We start from the raw sequence: 18,799 nt of genomic DNA, 5'->3' as shown, positions 1-18,799 counted from the left end.
GGTCGTCGCGACGGCCGTCGCGACGACGGGCAGCGCGCCGACCGGTGTCGGCTCGTCGATGGCCGTCCTGCCCGGCGGTCAGGTCGTCGGCACCATCTCCGGCGGGTGCGTCGAGGGGTCGCTGTTCGACACCGCGGAGCAGGTCCTCGAGACCGGCGAAGCGGTGCTCGAACGCTTCGGCTTCGACGACGACCCGGACGACGTCGACGCGCTGTGGGCACCCGCACTCCGCTGCGGTGGGCGTGTCGAGGTGATGGTCCACCGCGTCCGTCCCGACGACGGCGACGTCGTGGACGCGCTCCGGCGGGCGGCGTCCGGGGTGCCGACGTCGCTCGCCCTCTCGCTCGACCCCCTGACGCTCGCCGCGGTCGTGCACGCCCCCGACAGCTGCGGGGGCCGGATCTTCGTGGAGCGCGCCGACGTCCGGCCGCGGTGCATCGTGGTCGGCGCGGTCGAGTTCGCCGTGGCACTGACGAACGCGGCCGCCGTGCTCGGCTACGCCGTGACGGTCGTCGATCCCCGGCCGGTGTTCCTGACCGACGAGCGGTTCCCGGCCGCCGACGAACGCATCGTGGGCTGGCCGACCCGGGTGGTGGAGGCGTTGCCCGTGGACGAGACCACGGCCGTCGTGGTGCTCGCGCACGACGACCGGTTCGACGCCGCCGTGGTCGACTCGGCGCTCCGACGTGGTGCCGGGTACGTCGGCGCGATGGGGTCCCGCGCGACGAACGCCCGTCGGATGGCGGAGCTGCGGGCACTCGGGACGCCGGACACCGACCGGCTGCGGTCCCCGATCGGGCTCGACATCGGCGCGACGACGCCGGCCGAGATGGCGGTCGCGATCATGGCCGAGGTGATCGCGGTCCGGTCGGGCGCCGGTGGCGGTGCCCTCGTCGACGGCGTCGGCCCAATCCACCGTCGGGCGGTGTCCACGAGCTGAGCCGGTGGCGCGGTCCGGTCAGACGACAGCGGGCGTCCGGGCCAGCCGCTCGGCGAGGCGCGCGGCGATCTCCCGTTCGTCCGCCGCGACGAGCTCCCCGTCGCGCACCACCACGCGCCCACCCACGACGACGTGCCGCGGTCGCCGACCGGGGGCGGCCCAGAGCAGTCCCGCCACGGGATCAGCGACTCCCGCGTCCGCCACCCCGGAGACGTCCCACACGCACAGGTCCCCGGCGCTCCCGGCACCGAGGTGCCCGAGCTCCGGCCGCCCGAGACCGGCTGCGGACCCCTCCGTTGCCGCGCCGAGCACCTGCCGTGCGGGCAGCTGCGGCCCGACGAGCGCGGACACCTGCATGGCGAGCCGGGCGTCCGCGAGCAGGTGCCCGGCGTCGTTGCTGCCGCCGCCGCTCGTGCCGAGGCCGACCGGGACACCCGCCGCGGCGAGTTCCGCGACGGGCGCGATGCCCCACCCCATCGGCACGTCGCAGCCGGGGGCGTGCGTCGCGGAGACGCCTGCTGCCGCGAGCCGGGCGATCTCGTCGTCGGTGACGTCGCAGAGGTGCGCGATCGTGACGTCCGGCGCGAGCCACCCCCACTCCTCGAGCAGGTCGAGCGGACGACGGCCGTAGCGCTCGAGTGCGATCGCGGTGTCGACCTGCTCGTTGGCCTGGGTCCGTCGGCGGAGCCCGTACCGCGCCGCCACCTCGCCGAGCGCCCGGAAGGTCGCCTCGCCGTCGGAGTGCACACCCGCCGGACCGACGGCGACCTGGAGTCCGCCGTCCGGGTCCACGCCGCCGACGGCGTCGTCGTGCAGCAGGCGCGACGCGATCGCGTCCGCCGAGGCCGCCGCACGGTCCGGGTCGTCACGCGCCGAGCCACGGACGAAGACGAGCCGCCCGCCGAGACCGCGGACCGCGCCCACGGTGGCGGCGGCCAGCGCGACGGTGTCGTCCGTGCTCGCGTCGGCGGGCCAGTTCAGGTGGTGGTCGGCGATCGTCGTGACGCCGGACAGGAGGCCCTCCGCAGCTCCGGCGGACGCGGCCAGTGCGTAGAGCTCGGGGTCGTGCCCCACCCGGCCGTACGCCGCGGCCATGGTCGGGAGCCAGTCCGCCATCGGGACGCCGCGCGTCCCCGGCAGGGTGCGGAACGCGGTCTGGAGCAGGTGGTGGTGCGCGTTGACGAGGCCGGCGGTCACGACGCACCCCGAAGCGTCGAGGGTGGTGGCGAGAGCGCTGCCGTCGTCGACGACGACGTCGCCCTCGCGTTCGGTCCGGGGGTCGACGAGGACGCGGAGGGCGCCGGTGACGGTCAGCATGGTGGTGTTTCTAGCAGCCGCCTGTTTCCGGCCCGTGACGGGGAGTGCACGGACGACCGAGCGGCCGGTCGCCGGCGTTCCAGGGCCCCCGGGCGGTACCGCGGGGTAACCGGGCCGAAACACCCGGGGAACACGCGGACCGTAGGTTCGCCCCATGACGCAGACCCTGATCCGCGCCGGATGGGTGCTCACCGCAGCACCCGACGGCGCCGCCACGCCCGCTGCGATCCGCGACGGCGCCGTGCTCGTCGACGGCGACCGGATCGCCGCGGTCGGCACGTACGCCGACCTCGCCGCGGCTCACCCGGAGGCTCCGGTGCGCGGTAGTGCGTACGACATCGTCACGCCCGGCTTCGTGAACACCCACGGCCACTTCAGCGAGGGCCTCATCACCGGCATCGGCTCGCAGTACACCCTGTGGGAGTGGCTCACGGCGCTGATCGGGCGCGTCAACCCGGTGATGACCCGCAAGAAGGCCCACGCGGGCACGGTGCTCCAGGGCATCCAGCTGCTCCGGAGCGGGGTGACGACGGCGAACGACATGTTCTGCGCGGACCCGGTGCCGGACGACCCGGCGACGCCCGGCGTGGTGCAGGCGCTCGAGGAACTCGGGCTGCGCGGGGTCGTGTCGTTCGGCTCCGGCGACGTCGACCGGGACTTCGGTGCGACGCCGATCCTGGAGGAGTTCGAGGCCCTGCGCGAAGCCGCCGCCGCGAGCCGGTACAGCACCTTCCGGGTCGGCGTCTCGTCGATCGGGCGGTACACGGACGACACCTGGCAGGAGCACGTCGACTACGCGGTCGCCGGCGGCCACGGCGTGCACGTGCACTTCCACGAGGTGCGCGAGGAGGTCACGGCGGCCCGGCAGCGCACCGGACGGACGGCCATCGGGTACGCCGAGGCGACAGGCATGTTCCAGGTCCCGGTGATCGCCGCGCACAGCGTCTGGGTGGACCGCGAGGACCGGGAGCGGTACGCCGCGAACGGCGTCGGCGTCGCCCACAACCCGGTCGCGAACGGGATCCTCGCCAGCGGCATCGCCCCGGTTGCGGAACTCCGTGCGCTCGGCGTCCCGGTGGGCATCGGCGTCGACGGCCCGGCGTCGAACGACTCCCAGGACTTCCTGCAGGCGATGAAGACGGCCGCGCTGCTCGCCCGCGTGCGGGACCTGCAGGCCACCGCGATGAGCGCCCGCGAGGCGTTCGAGATGGGCACGATCGGCGGCGCCCGCGCCCTGCGCATGGAGGACCAGATCGGTTCGCTGGAACCGGGCAAGCGCGCGGACCTGGTCGTCCTCGACGGCGACTCCCCGACCCTCGCGAACGTCCACGACCCCTACCAGGCGGTCGTCTTCGTCGCCGGAAGTCGCGAGGTACGCGACGTCTGGGTGGACGGCGAGCTGAGCGTGGCGGACTTCGACGTCACCCGGGTCGACGTGCGTGAGGCGGTCGAACGGGCGCGTCCGCTCGCCCGACAGCTCGTGGCCGAAGCCGGGCTGGAGCGCCTGTCCGCGCTCACCGGTGGCGCACTCGACGACACCGAGCGTCCGTAGTCCGTCCGGTCAGAGTTCCAGCACCAGCCGCGGGCAGCCCCGCCGGGCGCGGGACACGCAGACCATCATGGTGCGGTCGTCGGCCTGCTCCTCGGGGCTGAGCACGGTGTCCCGGTGCTCGACCGACCCCTCGAGCACCGGGGTCTCGCAGGTGCCGCACGTGCCCTCCCGGCAGGACGAGAGCACGAAGGCGCCGGCGTCCTCGGCGACCTCGAGCAGGGTCCGGTCGGCGGGCACCGTCACGGTGACGCCGGTGACCGCGAGTTCGACCTCGAACGCCTCGCCGGGGGCGTCGACGTCCGCGGCGGGCTCGAACCGCTCGACGCGGACGCTGCCCGCGGGCCAGTGCGCGGCGGCCGCCTCGACGGCGTCCATGAGCCCGCGCGGCCCGCAGCAGTACACGACCGCGTCTCGCGGTGCGGCGAGGAGCGCGTCGACGTCGAGCCGGACGCCCTCGTCGGCGGCGGCCACGACGACCCGGTCGGGGTGCGCCGCGACGAGCTCGTCCACGAACGCCATGCGCTCGCGGGACCGCCCCGCGTAGTGGAGCTCCCACGGGGTGCCGGCGCGTTCGGCAGCGGCGATCATCGACCGGATCGGCGTGATCCCGATGCCCCCGGCGACGAAGACCGCGGGGCGCGCCGGGTCGTGGTCGAAGTGGTTCCGCGGACCGGCCACCACGACCTCGTCGCCGACCGCCAGGCCCTCGTGCACGGCGACGGATCCGCCGCGGCCGTCGGGCTCGCGGAGCACGGCGATGCGCCAGTGCCCGTCGGCCGTCGTCGTGACGAGCGAGTACTGCCGCTCGGTCCCGGGGGTGACCTCGAGGTCGATGTGCGCCCCGGGCTCCCAGTCCGGCAGCGCCGGTGGGCCGAGCGGGGCCAGGTCGAGTGCGACGACGTCGGTGGCGACCTGCTGGCGAGCGGCGACCCGCAGCCGCCGACGCTCCGGCACGCCGCTCATGCGATCGCTCCGGCGCGCGGGGTCTCCTTGACCACGATCATGTGGAAGCGGGTGCCGTCCGCGCTGCACCACCGGTGTCCGGTGCCGCCGCGGTAGTACGCCGAGTCGCCGGGCCCGAGCTCGATCGGCTCCTGTCCGCGCAGGTCGAGGTGCACGCGGCCGGCGAGCACGGTGAGGAACTCGTCCTCGTGGTGCTCGAAGTACTCGCCGAGGTCGGTGTTGTCGCCCACCCACTCGAGCGGCTCGAACGCGTGCGGACCCGCGTGCACGAGCAACCGGGCCTCACCGCTCGAGAACGGCCCGCGGGCGCCCTCGCCGGCGCGGATCACCTCGGGCAGGCGGACCTCGTGCTCCGGGCGCTCGGGGGCCCCGGCGGCGAGCAGTTCGACCTGGGTCGTGCCGAGCGCCGCGGCGATCTTCTCGAGGGACACCATGCTGGCGCGCGAGTGTCCGCGCTCGACCTGGCTGAGGAACGGGTGCGACAGCCCGGTCAGCTCGGCGAGCTGCACGAGCGTCAGCCGTGCCGCGCGTCGGCGGGCGCGGATGTGCTCGCCGATCCGCTGGGTCTGGTCGTCGACGACGCGGTCGGTCTCGGTGGTGGTGCCGGTGCTCACGCGCGCTCCTCTCGTCCTCGGTGGGGCCTCCGCGGCCGGTCGGCCGGAACGCTCGTTCCCGCTCCCGGTCCGGTCGGGCCGGGCGTCACACACGGCAACCGCCTCGAAACGAGAGGGAAACACTGCCGCCCTAGCATCGGAGATGTTGATGCGATCAACATTCTCACACACGATCGAGAGGCTCCGGATGGACTCGTCAGTGCCCCGCCCGATCGCTCTCCTGCGCTCCGCGCTGCTGCCGGACGGCCGGTCGGTCGACGTCGCGATCGACGGCGAGACCGTCTCGACCGTGGCACCGGCCGGCACCCTCTCGGCCCCGGCGGAGGAGACGATCGACCTCGGCGGCCGGCTGCTCCTGACCGCACCGGCGGAACCGCACGCCCACCTCGACAAGGCCCTCAGCGCCGACGTCATCCGGCCGCCGCTCGGGGACCTCGGCGCCGCGATCGCCTCGTGGACCGCGCACGCGACGACGATGACCGTCGAGGACATCGCCGACCGGGCCCGTACCGCCGCCCTCGCACTGCTGGCCGCCGGCACCACGGCCGTCCGCAGCCACGTCGACGTCCTCAGCGGCCGACACAGCGCGGCGGACCGGCCCGCCACCACCGAGCAGGCCCTGCGCGGCGCCCGCGCGCTGGTGCAGGTCCGCGACGAACTCGCCGGCCTGATGGACATCGAGCTCGTCGCCCTCGCCGGCCCGCTCGCCCCCGACGAGCACGTCGAGGCCGTGCTCGACCTCGGCGTGGACCTCGTCGGCGGTGCCCCGCACCTCGCCGAGGACCCCCTCGCCGACGTCGACCGACTCCTCGCCATCGCCCACCGCCGGGGCCTCGGGGTCGACCTGCACGTCGACGAGAGCCTCGACGGCCCGGTGACCCTCGACCACTACGCCCGGGCGTCGCGCTCGCTGCGGCGGGACCGGCAGTACTCCGCCGGGCACTGCGTCCGGCTCGGCACCCTGGGACCGGAGCGGCTCGCCGAGGTCGTCGCCGACGTCGCAGCAGCCGACCTCGGAGTGATCACGCTCCCGATCACGAACCTGTACCTGCAGGGCTGGCAGTACCCGGTGTCCACGCCGCGGGGACTGACCGCAATCCAGGCGCTCCTCGACGCAGGCGTCCGCGTCGCCGCCGGCGCGGACAACGTCCGCGACCCCTTCAACCCGGTCGGCCGGAGCGACGCTCTCGAGACCGCGTCCCTGCTCGTCTCCGCCGGCCACGTGACCCCGGACCAGGCGTACGCGATGGTGAGCGACACCGCCCGGAGCGTGATGGGCCTCCCGGCCGCCGGTCCCGTCCCCGGGCGGCGCGCCGACCTGCTCGCCGTGGCCGCGACGAGCGTCACCGACGCCGTCGCGAACGCCCCCGCCGACCGCATCGTCCTGTCCCGTGGGCGACTCGTCGCCCGCACCGAGGTGCGACGGACCGTCGCCGCACCGGCCACGGCCGCCGTCCCCGCCTGACCGAACCGCCCGCCCGACCGAGAACCCGAGGTGATCGTGACCACCACCGCTGCACCGCCCGTCGCCACGACGGACACGCTGCTCGACTTCCGCAACGTCGAGATGACCTTCCCGAACGGCACCATCGCCCTGCAGGGCGTCGACCTCACCGTGGACCGCGGCCAGTTCGTCTCGGTCGTCGGCCCGTCCGGCTGCGGCAAGTCCACGCTGCTCCGCATCGCCTCGGGCCTCGAAACCGCGTCGGACGGGTCCGCCGGGGTCGCGGCCGACCGCATCGGCTACGTCTTCCAGGACGCCACGCTCCTGCCCTGGCGCACCGTGCAGGGCAACGTCGAGCTGCTCGCCGAGCTCGGGCACGTGCCGAAGTCCGAGCGGGCAGCGAAGGCCGCCCACGCCATCGACCTCGTCGGCCTGAACGGCTTCGAGACGAACCTGCCGAAGCAGCTGTCCGGCGGCATGCGGATGCGCGTCTCGCTCGCCCGGTCGCTCACCCTCGACCCGGAGCTCTTCCTGTTCGACGAGCCGTTCGGTGCCCTCGACGAGATCACCCGCGAACGCCTCAACGACGAGCTCCTCCGGCTCTTCGTCGAGCAGCAGTTCGCCGGACTCTTCATCACGCACTCGGTGTCCGAGGCCGTCTACCTCTCCACCGAGGTGATCGTGATGTCCGGTCGCCCCGGCAGCATCGTCGGCCGGTTCGACGTGCCGTTCCCGATGCCCCGCGACCCCGACATCCGCTTCACACCCGAGTTCGCCGAACTGGTCGGCGAGGTCTCGCACGCCCTCCGGGAAGGACACCGCTGATGGTCACCCTGCAGGAAGCCACCGAGACCCGCGCGGTCCGGGCCGCCGCCCGTCGCGCCGCTCCTCGGACCCGCCGCGGCATCGCCTGGTGGCAGCCCGTCGTCGTCCTCGCCGTGCTCGTCGGCATCTGGTACGCCGCTGCCGCGTACTACGACCACGTCCGCGGCCTGGCCTTCCTCGTGCCGTACCCGCACCTCGTGGCCAAGGCGATCGTCGCGCCGACCATGCCGGACGGGTCGCCGTCCACGTTCGGCTCCGACCTCTGGTCCGCCCTCGGACGCACCACCGTCGTCTCGCTCACCGGCCTCGCCTTCGCGATCGTGATCGGTGTCGTCTGGGCGATGGCCATGGCGCAGGCGAAGTGGCTCGAGAACTCGCTGTACCCGTACGCCGTCGTGCTGCAGTGCGTGCCGATCCTCGCCCTCGTGCCGCTCATCGGCGCCCTGTTCGGCTACGAGTTCGTCAGCCGCGTGATCGTGACGGTGATGATCGCGCTGTTCCCGATGGTGTCGAACACGCTGTTCGGGCTGCAGTCCGCCGACCGCGGGCAGCGCGAGCTGTTCCAGCTGCAGCGCGCCGGCCGGTTCGCCCAGCTCGTCAAGCTGCAGTTCCCCGCCGCGTTGCCGTCGATCTTCGTCGGCCTGCGCACCTCGGCCGGGCTGAGCGTCATCGGGGCCATCGTCGGCGACCAGTTCTTCCAGCGCGGCAACCCCGGGCTCGGCGTCCTCATCCAGGTGACCGCGTCGCGGCTGATGGGTCCCGAGCTGTACGCGACCATCCTGATCGCCTCGCTCTACGGCGTCGCCGTCTTCCTCGTGTTCGGCCTGATCGGCCGCCTGGCCGTCGGCCGCTGGCACGACTTCAGCTGACACCCTCCCCGAACCACCCCCTTCCCACCACAGCACCACGAGACCCGCACCACGAACGGAGCCTCCATGCGCACCACCACCCGCCTCGGTGTCGCCACCGCCGCCCTCGCCGCCACCGCCATCGCCCTCACCGGCTGCGCGGCGGGGTCGTCCGGCAGCACCGGCACGACCGCCGCGACCTCGACGACCGCCTCCGGGCCGAAGGTCGACCTCTCCGGGGTGTGCCCCGCGACCGTCGTCGTCCAGACCGACTGGAACCCCGAGGGCGAGCACGGCCACCTCTACCAGATGCTCGGGCCGAACCCGTCGATCGACTCCTCCGGCAAGACCGTCACCGGCGACCTCTACGCGAACGGCAAGAGCACCGGCGTCAAGCTCGAGATCCGTGCCGGCGGCCCGGCCATCGGCTACACCAAGGTCGCGTCGCAGATGTACCAGGACAAGGACATCACCCTCGGGTACATGTCCACGGACGAGCAGGTGCAGTTCTCCGGCAACCTGCCCACCACGGCCGTGTTCGCCGAGAACGACCAGTCCCCGATGTCGATCATGTGGGACCCGAAGACGTACCCGAAGGTCGACAGCATCAAGAGCCTCGGCAAGGCCCTCGAGAAGGACGGCGGCGTCGTCCGCTACTTCAACGGCGCCGCGTACATGACCTACCTGGAGCAGTCCGGCATCCTGCCGAAGAAGGTCCTCGACGGCAGCTACGACGGCACCCCGTCGAAGTTCGTGTCCGCGGGCGGCAAGGACGCGCAGCAGGGCTTCGCGACCGCCGAGCCGTACATCTACCAGAACCAGGTCGCGGCATGGGGCAAGAAGGTCGACTACGCGCTCGTCTCGAGCACGGGCTGGGACCCCTACCCCGAGGCGATGTCGGTCCGCACCGGTGACCTGCAGAAGCTCGAGCCGTGCCTGAAGAAGCTCGTGCCGGTCATGCAGCAGGCCGACGTGGACTACCTGAAGTCGCCGGGCGCCACGAACGACCTGATCACGAAGCTCGTGCAGCAGTACAACAACGGCTGGACCTACGACTCGAAGGTCGGCGCGTTCGCTGCGTCCCAGATGGTGAAGCTCGGCCTCGCGAAGGACACCGACGGCTACATCGGGTCGATGGACGAGCAGCGCATGAAGGACTTCATCGCCAAGGCGACGCCCGTCTTCGCCGGCACCGGCGACGTCAAGAGCGGGCTGCAGCCCTCCGACCTGTACACGAACGAGTTCCTCGACAAGTCCATCGGTCTGGGTTCCTGACACCGGTCGGCTCCCGTCAGCGGGAAGCCGGCCCACCACCGGACGGGAGGCGCGGTGCCAGACCGCCCCGCGCCTCCCGACCGTCGTCCCCGCACCCCCACCCACCAGGAGTGAGCATGACCACCGTCACCCCCACCTCCGTCGAGGCGCTGCGCGCCGAGCTCGTCGCACTGCTCGGCGAGCGCGGCGTGAGCGCCGACGAGCGCACGCGAGCCCGCGCCTCCGTCGACGAGGCCACGATGAGCCCGATCCTCAGCGAGCAGCTGCCCCTCGGCCTCGCCGACCTCGTCGCGTCGCCCGCGTCCGCCGACGACATCGCCGCCACGCTGCAGGCCGCGGTCCGGCACGGCGTCCCCGTCACCACCCGCGGGAAGGGCACCGGCAACTACGGCCAGGGCATCCCGCTGCACGGCGGCCTGGTCCTCGACACCTCGCGCGCACGCGCCGTCGTCGAGGTCGGCGACGGCTGGATCACCGCCGAGGCCGGCGCGTCCATGGTCGCCCTGGAACAGGCGGCCGCCGCCACGGGCCAGCAGCTCTGGATGTACCCGTCCACCGCACAGTCGACCATCGGCGGCTTCCTGTCCGGCGGTTCCGGCGGGACGGGATCGATCGCACACGGGTCGAACTGGCAGGGCTTCGTCACGGCGCTCGACGTCGCACTGCCCGGCGCCGACGAGCTGCTGCACGTCGAGGGCGACGAGGCGCAGCCGTTCGTGCACACCTACGGCACCGCCGGTGTCATCGCCCGCGCCACCGTCCGGCTCGAGCCGCTGCAGGAGTGGCGTGCCGTCTACGCGGCGTTCCCCACCTTCGAGGACGCGCTCGTCGCCGTCCGCACGCTGCGCGGACTCGACCCGGTGCCGCGGCTCGTGAGCGCCGACCGCGCCGAGATCGCCGCGACGCTGCCGTCCGACCTGGCCGTCCCGGACGACCGCGCGAGCCTGCGAGCGATCATCGACGACGTCGTGCTCGACGAGGCCCGGGCGCGCATCGAAGCCGCCGGTGGTGAGGTCCTCGACGTCCGCGAGGGGCTGCAGCAGACCACCAAGGTGTCGATGCTGTCGTACAACCACCCGATCTGGTGGCTGAAGCGGAACACGAGCGACACCGAGTACTTCCACGTCGAGGTCGGCGGGGAGGCGCTCATCGACCGGATCGCCGAGGTCGAGGCCGTCTACCCCGGAGGCATGCTCCACATCGAGGCCGCGCACGTCGGACCGATCGGGATGCTCACCGCGCCGTACACCGGGGCCGAGGACGTCTACGCCGGCTACCCGGTGCTCCGGGAGCTCGGCGTCCGGGTGCACAGTCCGCACCAGTACTACGTCGACCACGGCGTCGAGGAGCTCGTGGCGCTGAAGCAGCGCACCGACCCCGAGGGGCTGCTCAACCCCGGGCACGTCATCGACCCGTCGCTCGTGGTCAGTGGTGGCTCCACCGCGTCCGCGCAGCCGGTCGTCCCGGGGTTCGGCAAGTGAGCGCCGGGGGCGGGACGGTCCGTTCGCGTCGGCTCGCGGAGCTGTCCGGTCCGGCCGTCGCGGCGGGCTTCGGGCCGGACACGATCGTCGTGCAGCCCACCGGCGCCGTCGAGCACCACGGCCCGCACCTGCCGCTCCTCACCGACCACCTGCTCGCCGAACACATCGGCGGGGCGGCGGTCGAGCAGGCGGCCGCCGAGGGGCTGGACGTCTGGCAGCTCCCGACGCTGTCGTTCACGAAGTCGGACGAGCACAGCTGGGCGCCCGGCACGGTGTGGCTCGACAGCGACACCATGTTCGACACCGCGGTGCAGATCGGCCGCGCGGTCGCCCTCACCGGCGCCGGCACCCTGGTGTTCGCCAACGGGCACGGCGGCAACGTCGCCCTGCTGCAGGTCGCGCTCCGTGAGATCCGGAAGCGCTACGGGCTGAAGACCTTCCTCATGCCGACCCTCGCCCGGGTCCCCGGCCCGGACGGCGAGGACGCGGACGAGCTCGGGCTGGGCATCCACGGCGGCGCGGCGGAGACGTCGATGATCCTGCACCTGCGTCCCGACCTGGTCGACATGTCGCTCGCGGAGCGATGGGTGCCGGAGCACATCGCCGGCTTCGAGAAGATCGCGTTCAACGGCGGCCCGGTGTCGTTCGGGTGGTTGTCCGACGACTTCGGGACACCCGGGGTCGTCGGCGACGCCAGCCGGGCGACGGCGTCGTACGGTGCCGTCCTGTGGGACCACTCCGTCGCCGAGGCGGTGGCGTCGCTGCACGAGATCGCACGGTTCGACCCTGCGGTGCGCCGCCCGGCGGTGGCCCGTCCGTCGGCCGCACCCGACACGGTCCCGGTCGAGCCCGCGGTCTCGTGACCGCGGACTCGTCCGGATCGGGCACGCCCACGTCGGCGTCCGTCGGCGTCGACGAACCGTCCCTGCCGACGGACCCGTTGACCCTGGCGGCCTCGTGGCTCCCCGCCGCCGACACCCCGGGTCCGACCATGACCCTCTCCACCGTCGGGCTCGACGGCTACCCCGACGCCCGGACGGTCCTGCTGTCCCTGTTCGACGGGGAGCGGCTCCACTTCCACACCGACTCGCGCAGCCGCAAGGCCGCCGAACTCGCGGCGGTGCCCCGCGCCGCTGTGACCCTGCACTGGCCGGAGGCCGCGCGCCAGCTCGTCGTGGTCGGTGACGTGGCGCCCGTCACCGAAGAGGAAGCCCGTGCGGCGTACGCGGCCAGGACGCGGTACCTGCAGGTGCTCGCGTGGGTCAACGACCACGCTGCCGCCGCGGACACACCGGCTCGGCGCCGTGAGGCCTGGGCGGCGTTCGTCCGTGGACGGGCGGGCACGGACCTCGAGCCGCCGAGCACGTGGGTCGGGTACGCGCTCACCCCGGTGCGCATGGTGTTCTGGCGCGGGGCGACGGACGCGGCGAGCAACCGGCTCGCCTACGACCGGCGCGCGGACGGGTCGTGGTCGCGGGAGTCCTGGCCGGGGTGACCGCGCTGCGGGACACCGCGACCGTTCTGACACACTCGGTTGCATGATCGCCCTCGTGTCGGCCCCGACGAACCTCGGGCTGAAGCCGCCGGAGCCGGGCGCGGTGCCCGGAGCGGCGAAGGCTCCCGAGGCGCTCCGTGAGGCCGGCCTCCACCGCCGACTCACCGAGCGAGGAGCGACGGACGCCGGCGTGGTCCTGCCCGGTCGCTACGTCGACGACGACGCGACCCGTGCTCCCGGCGTCGTGCGCAACGAGCACGCACTGATCGACCACGCGCGGCGGCTCGCGGGCCGCATCGACGCGGTCCTCGTCTCCGGGGCGGCGCCGTTGGTCGTCGGCGGCGACTGCAGCGTGCTCCTCGGTGCGGGCCTGTCGATGCGCCGACGAGGTGGCGTCGGGTTGGTGCACGTGGACGGGCACACCGACTTCCGGCACCCGGGAACAGCGACGAGTGCGCGAGCGTGGCGGGGGAGGACCTCGCCGCGGCGGTCGGACTCCACTGGCCGGCGGTGTCGGACATCGACGGTCTGGGTCCGTCCTTCGACCCGGCACGCACCGCGCACATCGGTTGTCGTGACGACGACGCCCAGCTCGCGGAGGCTCGGTCGGTCCTCGGACTCGTCGTCCCGACGTCGGGGTGGCGCAGCCGAGGCACGGCTGCGACCGTCGCGGCTCTGCGGACGACCGCGGACGCTGCGGGGTACTGGTTGCAGGTGGACGTCGACGTGCTCGACCCCTCGGTGATGCCCGCCGTCGACAGCCCCGATCCGGGTGGCTGCACGCCGGAGGAGCTGATCGGGCTCCTGCGGGTCTCGCGCCCGGCGCCGTCGGCGCATCGGTCACGGTCTTCGACCCGGACCTCGACCCGCACGGCACGCACGCTCGACTGCTGACGGACGTCATCGTGGCCGGGCTCGGCGATCTCGGGAGCGAGCTGCCGGAGCACCGGGCTACTGCATACTCGTGACATGACCCGTGCGCTCGTCCTCGTCGACATCCAGCTCGACTACTTCCCCGGCGGGGCCTTCCCGCTCGTCGACCCCGACGCGGCGGCGATCGCAGCGCGGACCGTCCTCGACGCGTTCCGCGCATCCGGGGAGCCCGTCGTCCACGTCTTCCACGTCAGCACTGACCCGGACGCCACCTTCTTCCGACCGGGCACCCCGGGGCTCGCGTTCCACCCCGCCGTCCGACCCGTCGACGGCGAGGTCGTGCTCGAGAAGCACCACCCGAACAGCTTCATCGACACGGGACTGCAGCGTGTCCTCGACGACGCGTCGGTCACCGAGCTGGTGATCGTGGGCATGATGAGCAGCATGTGCATCGACTCGACCACCCGGGCCGCGCACGAGCTCGGCTACGGGTGCACCGTCGTCGCCGACGCCTGTGCCGCTCCTGACCTGCGCCTCGGCGAGACCGTCGTCCCCGGAGCGGCCGTGCACGCCGCGTTCATGGCGGCACTCGACGGCAGCTTCGCGACGGTGACCCGGAGCGACGCCGTCGTCTGAACACGCCGGCGGTCAGCCGGGCGACGATCCGAGGCCGGCGATGATGACCCCGATCGCGAAGTCGCGACGGTCGTGCTCGGTGGGGTCGACGAGCGCACGGGCGGCCCGTGCCACGTGGGGGAAGCGCTCGGGGTCCGTGGTGCGGTAGGCCCGCTCGACGTGGTCTCGATCGTGCTCGTCGCCGGGCGCGGCGCGGAGTGTCCGTTCGGTGGCGGTCGCGGCGACGAACTGCGAGATCAGGTCGACGGCGAGGGCGGCCCGTGACTCCGGGACGCCACCGCGGCCCATGAGCGCGAGTTCGTGGTCGGCGAGGCGGAGTGCTCCGGGCAGGGTCGGGATCGAGCCGAGCGCCACCGCACCGAGTCCGGGATGGCGGGCGAGCGCCTCGATGGTGTTGACGATCGTGGCCGCGAGCGCGCTCCGCCAGTCGCCGTCCGGTGCATCGGCGAGGACGACCTCGCCGTAGACCTCGTCCAGCACGTGCTCGAGGAGGACGTCGCGGTTCGCGAAGTACGCGTAGAGCGACGCTGCGCCGGTCTCCACCTGCTGCGCGACGTCGCGGAGCGAGACCGCGTCGACCCCGCGCTCCCGGATCAGCCGTGCCGTCGCCTGGACGATGGTACGGCGTGACAGCGGGCTCTTCGCCGGTCGTGCGCGCCGGGACACGGGCTCGCGTGCTGCTGGCATGCGAGGACGGTACCACTTGACACGATCGGTGTATGTGACGAACACTGTTCGCGAACGCTGTTCGTGAAGGAGGCAAGCATGTCGATTCTGGTGGTCGGTGCGAGTGGAGCCGTCGGTGGCGCGGTGGTGGAGGGACTCGTCGGTCGGGGGGTCGACGTCCGCGCCTCGAGCAGGAGCCCCGAGCGGTTGCGGTTCCCGGCGCAGGTGTCCGTCGTCGCGGCCGATCTGCGGGACCCGGAGTCCTTCCGTGCCCCTCTGGACGGGGTCGAGCGGCTGTTCCTCTACGCGGACGTCGACGAGCCGGAGGAACTCGTGTCCACGATCGCCGCTGCCGGGGTCCGGCACGTGGTGCTGCTGTCGTCGTCCGCGGTGACGTTCCCCGGCGCCGAGAGCGACTTCAACGGTGCCCGCTTCCTCCGGGTGGAGCGTGCGGTCGCCGGTGCGGGCCTCGAGTACACGTTCCTGCGGCCCGGCGGGTTCGCGAGCAACGCGGCCCGGTGGAGCTGGGGGATCCAGCGCGACGGTGTCGTGCCGCTGCCCCACCCGGACGCCGTGCAGGTCCCCGTCCACGAGCAGGACATCGCCGACGTCGCCGTGGCGGCACTGACCGGTGATGCCCTGGTCGGTCGGACACCGGTGCTGACCGGCCCGGAACGGCTCACGCTCCGTCAGCAGGTCGCGATCATCGCGGACGTCGTCGGACGACCCGTCCGGGTCCTCGAGCAGACGGAGGCCGAGGCGTCCGCGATGCTGTCGGAGCACGTGCCCGCCGTGTGGGTCGAACAGATCATCGCGGACTGGCGGAGAGCGGTCGGGACGGCACCGGCGGTCTCCGACGAGTACCGGGCGATCACCGGACGGTCGCCACGGACCTTCCGCCAGTGGGTCGTGGACCACGCCCGACTCTTCACCGCGGCCGCGCGCTGACGTCGTCCTCGTCCTGACCCGACGCCGCGTGACCCGTGCTCTCGACGGTACGCTCGGCGGTGGCTGCGACCCCTTCTTCCCCACAGCCCAGGAGGCACGAGTCGATGTTCGGCAGGGTCCCGATGCTCCCGGTGGTCGTCCCGATGGCCGTCGTCCTGTTCGTGCTCCTGCTCTGGGTGCTCCACCGTCGCGGACGGCTCACACCGGCACGGGGCGCCGTCGAGGCCGCAGCGGCCCTCTACGCCGGCGGTGTCGCTGCGAACACGGTGTTCCCGATCTTCCTGGCGTGGCCGCGGTCCGACGGTGCCGACCCGCTGCCGCTCAACCTGGTGCCGGTCGTCGGGTACGAGGTCGGCGACGCGGTGACCAACGCACTGGTGTTCGTGCCGCTGGGGATCCTCGTCTCGCTGATGCTCGCGCGGCCGACCTGGGCGCGCACGATCGCCGTCACGGCGGGGATCAGCGCTGCCGTCGAGGTGACGCAGTTCCTCACGGCGCGGTTCGCGCACGGCGGCCACATCGCCGACGTCAACGACCTGGCCTCGAACGTCCTCGGGGGTGCGCTCGGCGCTGCGGTGTACGCGCTGGCGATGCGACGACCGGCTCTCGCGCGCGTCGTCGAACGGTTCCGGTGGCACCGCGAGGTGACGGCGTGACGCCCACGTCGCCGAGTGGGGACGGGTCCGCTGCCGACCGTCCCCGCGTCGCCGTCATCGGCCCGGGCGCGATCGGGACGACGATCGCGGCCGTGCTCCACGCCCGTGGGTCGACGCCGGTGCTCGCGGGTCGCTCCGCGCGTGCGGAACTCCGGTTCGTGGGCGAGGACGGATCCGTCGTCGTCCCCGGGCCGGTGCTGACCGACGCATCGTCGGTCGTCGCCCCGGTCGACGTGGTGTTCCTCGCGGTCAAGGCGACACAGACGGCCGAGGCACGCGAGTGGTTGCGGGCGCTCTGCACGCCGGAGACCATCGTGTGCGTCCTGCAGAACGGGATCGAGCAGGTCGACTCGGTCCGACCGTTCGTCCCGGCGAGCACGGTCCTGCCCGCGGTCGTCTGGTTCCCTGCCGTCCGCGAGGAGGACGACTCGGTGCGGCTGCTCGCTCCGGCCCGCCTGACCCTGCCTGCGGGCCCCGCGGCCGACGTCGTCGCGGACCTGCTGGACGGGGACCGCTGTTCGGTCGAGCTGGTCGCGGACTTCTCCACCGTCGCCTGGCGGAAGCTCCTGCAGAACGCAGCCGCCGGGCTGATGGCGCTCACGACGCGCCGCTCCGGCGTCTTCCGACGGCCGGACGTCCAGGTCCTCGCACTCCGGTACCTGCGCGAGGGGCTCGAGGTCGCGCGAGCCGACGGCGCCGAGCTCGACGACGACGTCCCCGACCAGATCCTGGCCGGCTTCCGCACGGCCCCGGAGGACCAAGGCACCTCGATCCTCACCGACCGGGAGGCCGGCCGGCCACTCGAGTGGGACGTCCGGAACGGCGTGGTGCAGCGCAGGGGTCGAGCCCTCGGGGTGCCCACGCCCGTCAGTGACGTGGTCGTGCCCCTGCTGGCGGCGACCAGCGACGGGCCCGGATGACGGTCGGCGTCGCGCTGGACGACCAGGTGCTCGCGGTCGGGACGGACCGTTCACTGCGGACGGTCACCAGGCGAGTCGCTGGTCGTCCTCGAACACCAGCCCGGTCGGTCCGTCCGCGGGCAGGGTCGCCAGGCGGACCGCGACGGCGGCGCCCTCGTCCGGCGTCCTCGTGCCGCGGAAGTCGTTGAAGTCCGTGGCGACGTGCCCGGGAGCCGCGCCGTTGATCTTCATCGTCGTGCCGGCGAACTCGCGGGCGTAGTGCACCGTCAGTGCGTTGAGCGCGGTCTTGGAGCTGGAGTAGACCATCGACGGTTGCCCGACCCACGCACCCGCCTCGCCGAGGGACCCCCGTTTGCTCGTCACGTTGACGACCCGGGGTGCCGGGGACCGTTCGAGGAGGGGGAGGAACGCCCGCATCATCCGCACGACCGCGAACACGTTGACCTCGTAGACGCTCCTGATGTCCTCGGCGGTCTCCTCCGTCGGGGTCGGCAGGTGGTCCATCGGGCGGAACGTCAGGGTGTTCGCGCCGGCGTTGTTCACCAGGACGTCGAGGTGGCCGAACTCGTGCGCCGTGCGGGACGCGAGGGTGTCGACGTCGCCCTGGCGGGTCACGTCGAGGACGACGGGACGGACGTCGCCGTCGACCGTCGCCGCCGCCCCTCGGCCGGCCGCGAGGCTCCTCGCGCCGAGCAGGACCGTGAAGCCCTGTCGAGCGAGACCGCGCACGATCGCCAGCCCGATGCCCTTGTTCGCTCCCGTGACGAGCGCGACCCTCGTCACGCTGGGTGATTGTGTTGTCATGACAACAGCATCCACCCGTCGTGTTGTCGTGTCAACACCGGTCCGGTAGGGTCGAGCCATGACGAAGCCGCTCGACGCCGAGGAGCAGCACCTCTGGCACGTGTGGAAGACCGCGTCCGAGCAGGTGCGGCAACGCGTCGGCGACGAGATCAAGGCCGGTACCGGCTTGTCCGACCCCGACTTCGGGATCCTGACACGCCTGGTCGAACTCGGTGGGGGCGAGCTCCGGCAGAACGACCTCGGGGCCTCGATGGGGTGGCACCGCAGCCGGCTGTCCCACCAGCTGACGCGGATGGAGGAGCGCGGACTGCTCCGTCGTCGGAGCGTGGACGGCGGCGTCCTCGTGCAGGTCACGGAGCAGGGATCGGACCTGGTCGACGTCGCGCGCCCGATCCACGCCGCGGCGGTCCGCAAGAACCTCGTCGACCACGTCGAGGGCCCGGAGCGCAGGGCGCTCGTGCAGCTGCTCGAGGCGCTCGCGGGGGACTGAGACCGCCGTCCGGAGCACGCACAGGAGGCGCGGTGCGGGTCCGACCCGCACC

Annotated in this window: 20 protein-coding genes and 1 pseudogene; 16 read left to right on the top strand and 5 right to left on the bottom strand. The window is 73.0% G+C overall.

Going from position 1 to position 18,799, the window contains the following annotated elements:
- On the top strand, nucleotides 1–940 hold a 940-nt coding region (locus tag Q7F20_RS10815; RefSeq protein ID WP_305740096.1), incomplete at its 5' end, for an XdhC family protein.
- A gap of 18 nt (nucleotides 941–958) precedes the next feature.
- Here Q7F20_RS10815 and Q7F20_RS10810 read toward each other — a convergent pair.
- Nucleotides 959–2,257, bottom strand: coding sequence for an amidohydrolase family protein (locus tag Q7F20_RS10810; RefSeq protein ID WP_305740095.1), 1,299 nt, complete (start codon nucleotides 2,255–2,257; stop codon nucleotides 959–961).
- Between the two features lie 154 nt (nucleotides 2,258–2,411).
- Between Q7F20_RS10810 and Q7F20_RS10805 the strand changes: the two genes are divergently transcribed.
- Nucleotides 2,412–3,809 (top strand): amidohydrolase family protein, encoded by a 1,398-nt coding sequence (locus Q7F20_RS10805; protein WP_305740094.1) that lies wholly within the window; start codon nucleotides 2,412–2,414, stop codon nucleotides 3,807–3,809.
- A gap of 9 nt (nucleotides 3,810–3,818) precedes the next feature.
- Here Q7F20_RS10805 and Q7F20_RS10800 read toward each other — a convergent pair whose 3' ends face one another.
- Both Q7F20_RS10800 and Q7F20_RS10795 read right to left on the bottom strand, forming a co-directional pair.
- On the bottom strand, nucleotides 3,819–4,772 hold the full coding sequence (locus Q7F20_RS10800) for a PDR/VanB family oxidoreductase (protein ID WP_305740093.1): 954 nt from the start codon (nucleotides 4,770–4,772) through the stop codon (nucleotides 3,819–3,821).
- Nucleotides 4,769–5,386, bottom strand: coding sequence for a helix-turn-helix domain-containing protein (locus Q7F20_RS10795; RefSeq protein WP_305740092.1), 618 nt, complete (start codon nucleotides 5,384–5,386; stop codon nucleotides 4,769–4,771). The genes Q7F20_RS10800 and Q7F20_RS10795 overlap by 4 nt, the downstream gene beginning before the upstream one ends.
- Nucleotides 5,387–5,573: 187 nt before the next feature.
- Between Q7F20_RS10795 and Q7F20_RS10790 the strand changes: the two genes are divergently transcribed.
- From Q7F20_RS10790 to Q7F20_RS10745, 10 genes and pseudogenes are all read left to right on the top strand, one after another.
- The gene (locus Q7F20_RS10790) at nucleotides 5,574–6,851 is read left to right on the top strand and encodes an amidohydrolase family protein (RefSeq protein ID WP_305740091.1); all 1,278 of its coding nucleotides are present in this window, start codon (nucleotides 5,574–5,576) and stop codon (nucleotides 6,849–6,851) included.
- Between the two features lie 36 nt (nucleotides 6,852–6,887).
- Nucleotides 6,888–7,655 carry an ABC transporter ATP-binding protein gene (locus tag Q7F20_RS10785; RefSeq protein WP_305740090.1) on the top strand — a complete coding sequence of 256 codons (768 nt, stop codon included), beginning with the start codon at nucleotides 6,888–6,890 and terminating at the stop codon, nucleotides 7,653–7,655.
- Complete coding sequence (locus Q7F20_RS10780) at nucleotides 7,655–8,524, top strand: ABC transporter permease (protein WP_305740089.1); 870 nt, start codon at nucleotides 7,655–7,657, stop codon at nucleotides 8,522–8,524. Before Q7F20_RS10785 ends, Q7F20_RS10780 begins: the two co-directional genes overlap by 1 nt.
- Nucleotides 8,525–8,590: 66 nt before the next feature.
- Nucleotides 8,591–9,778, top strand: a complete 1,188-nt coding sequence (locus tag Q7F20_RS10775) for an ABC transporter substrate-binding protein (protein ID WP_305740088.1) — start codon at nucleotides 8,591–8,593, stop codon at nucleotides 9,776–9,778.
- Between the two features lie 116 nt (nucleotides 9,779–9,894).
- Nucleotides 9,895–11,259, top strand: coding sequence for an FAD-binding oxidoreductase (locus Q7F20_RS10770; RefSeq protein ID WP_305740087.1), 1,365 nt, complete (start codon nucleotides 9,895–9,897; stop codon nucleotides 11,257–11,259).
- Nucleotides 11,256–12,122 carry a creatininase family protein gene (locus tag Q7F20_RS10765; RefSeq protein ID WP_305740086.1) on the top strand — a complete coding sequence of 289 codons (867 nt, stop codon included), beginning with the start codon at nucleotides 11,256–11,258 and terminating at the stop codon, nucleotides 12,120–12,122. Before Q7F20_RS10770 ends, Q7F20_RS10765 begins: the two co-directional genes overlap by 4 nt.
- The gene (locus tag Q7F20_RS10760; RefSeq protein WP_305740085.1) at nucleotides 12,119–12,754 is read left to right on the top strand and encodes a pyridoxal 5'-phosphate synthase; all 636 of its coding nucleotides are present in this window, start codon (nucleotides 12,119–12,121) and stop codon (nucleotides 12,752–12,754) included. Before Q7F20_RS10765 ends, Q7F20_RS10760 begins: the two co-directional genes overlap by 4 nt.
- Before the next feature lie 43 nt (nucleotides 12,755–12,797).
- Nucleotides 12,798–13,142: pseudogene (locus Q7F20_RS10755) on the top strand (arginase family protein); the annotation flags it as partial.
- A gap of 74 nt (nucleotides 13,143–13,216) precedes the next feature.
- Nucleotides 13,217–13,648, top strand: a complete 432-nt coding sequence (locus tag Q7F20_RS10750; RefSeq protein ID WP_305740084.1) for an arginase family protein — start codon at nucleotides 13,217–13,219, stop codon at nucleotides 13,646–13,648.
- A 75-nt stretch (nucleotides 13,649–13,723) separates the two neighbouring features.
- Nucleotides 13,724–14,263, top strand: a complete 540-nt coding sequence (locus Q7F20_RS10745) for a cysteine hydrolase family protein (RefSeq protein WP_305740083.1) — start codon at nucleotides 13,724–13,726, stop codon at nucleotides 14,261–14,263.
- A 12-nt stretch (nucleotides 14,264–14,275) separates the two neighbouring features.
- On the opposite strand, the gene Q7F20_RS10740 is transcribed toward Q7F20_RS10745, so the two are convergent.
- Nucleotides 14,276–14,950, bottom strand: a complete 675-nt coding sequence (locus tag Q7F20_RS10740) for a TetR/AcrR family transcriptional regulator (RefSeq protein WP_305740082.1) — start codon at nucleotides 14,948–14,950, stop codon at nucleotides 14,276–14,278.
- Between the two features lie 78 nt (nucleotides 14,951–15,028).
- On the opposite strand from Q7F20_RS10740, the gene Q7F20_RS10735 reads away from it, so the two are divergent.
- The 3 genes from Q7F20_RS10735 to Q7F20_RS10725 all read left to right on the top strand — a co-directional run bounded on the left by Q7F20_RS10735 (nucleotide 15,029) and on the right by Q7F20_RS10725 (nucleotide 17,453).
- Nucleotides 15,029–15,877, top strand: coding sequence for an NAD(P)H-binding protein (locus Q7F20_RS10735; protein WP_305740081.1), 849 nt, complete (start codon nucleotides 15,029–15,031; stop codon nucleotides 15,875–15,877).
- 104 nt (nucleotides 15,878–15,981) lie between these two features.
- Complete coding sequence (locus tag Q7F20_RS10730) at nucleotides 15,982–16,533, top strand: VanZ family protein (protein WP_305740080.1); 552 nt, start codon at nucleotides 15,982–15,984, stop codon at nucleotides 16,531–16,533.
- A complete protein-coding gene (locus tag Q7F20_RS10725; RefSeq protein ID WP_305740079.1) occupies nucleotides 16,530–17,453 on the top strand; it encodes an oxidoreductase in 924 nt (307 codons plus the stop codon). The genes Q7F20_RS10730 and Q7F20_RS10725 overlap by 4 nt, the downstream gene beginning before the upstream one ends.
- A gap of 63 nt (nucleotides 17,454–17,516) precedes the next feature.
- Here the strand turns inward: Q7F20_RS10725 and Q7F20_RS10720 are convergent, their stop codons facing one another.
- Nucleotides 17,517–18,236 (bottom strand): SDR family NAD(P)-dependent oxidoreductase, encoded by a 720-nt coding sequence (locus Q7F20_RS10720; protein WP_305740078.1) that lies wholly within the window; start codon nucleotides 18,234–18,236, stop codon nucleotides 17,517–17,519.
- Between the two features lie 79 nt (nucleotides 18,237–18,315).
- On the opposite strand from Q7F20_RS10720, the gene Q7F20_RS10715 reads away from it, so the two are divergent.
- On the top strand, nucleotides 18,316–18,747 hold the full coding sequence (locus Q7F20_RS10715) for a MarR family winged helix-turn-helix transcriptional regulator (protein WP_305740077.1): 432 nt from the start codon (nucleotides 18,316–18,318) through the stop codon (nucleotides 18,745–18,747).
- Nucleotides 18,748–18,799 lie beyond the last annotated feature (52 nt).

Source organism: Curtobacterium sp. A7_M15 (assembly GCF_030705415.1).
Taxonomy (GTDB): Bacteria; Actinomycetota; Actinomycetes; order Actinomycetales; family Microbacteriaceae; genus Curtobacterium.
The sequence above is the reverse complement of the archived record's forward strand: the minus strand, read 5'-3'. Positions and strand labels throughout refer to the sequence as shown.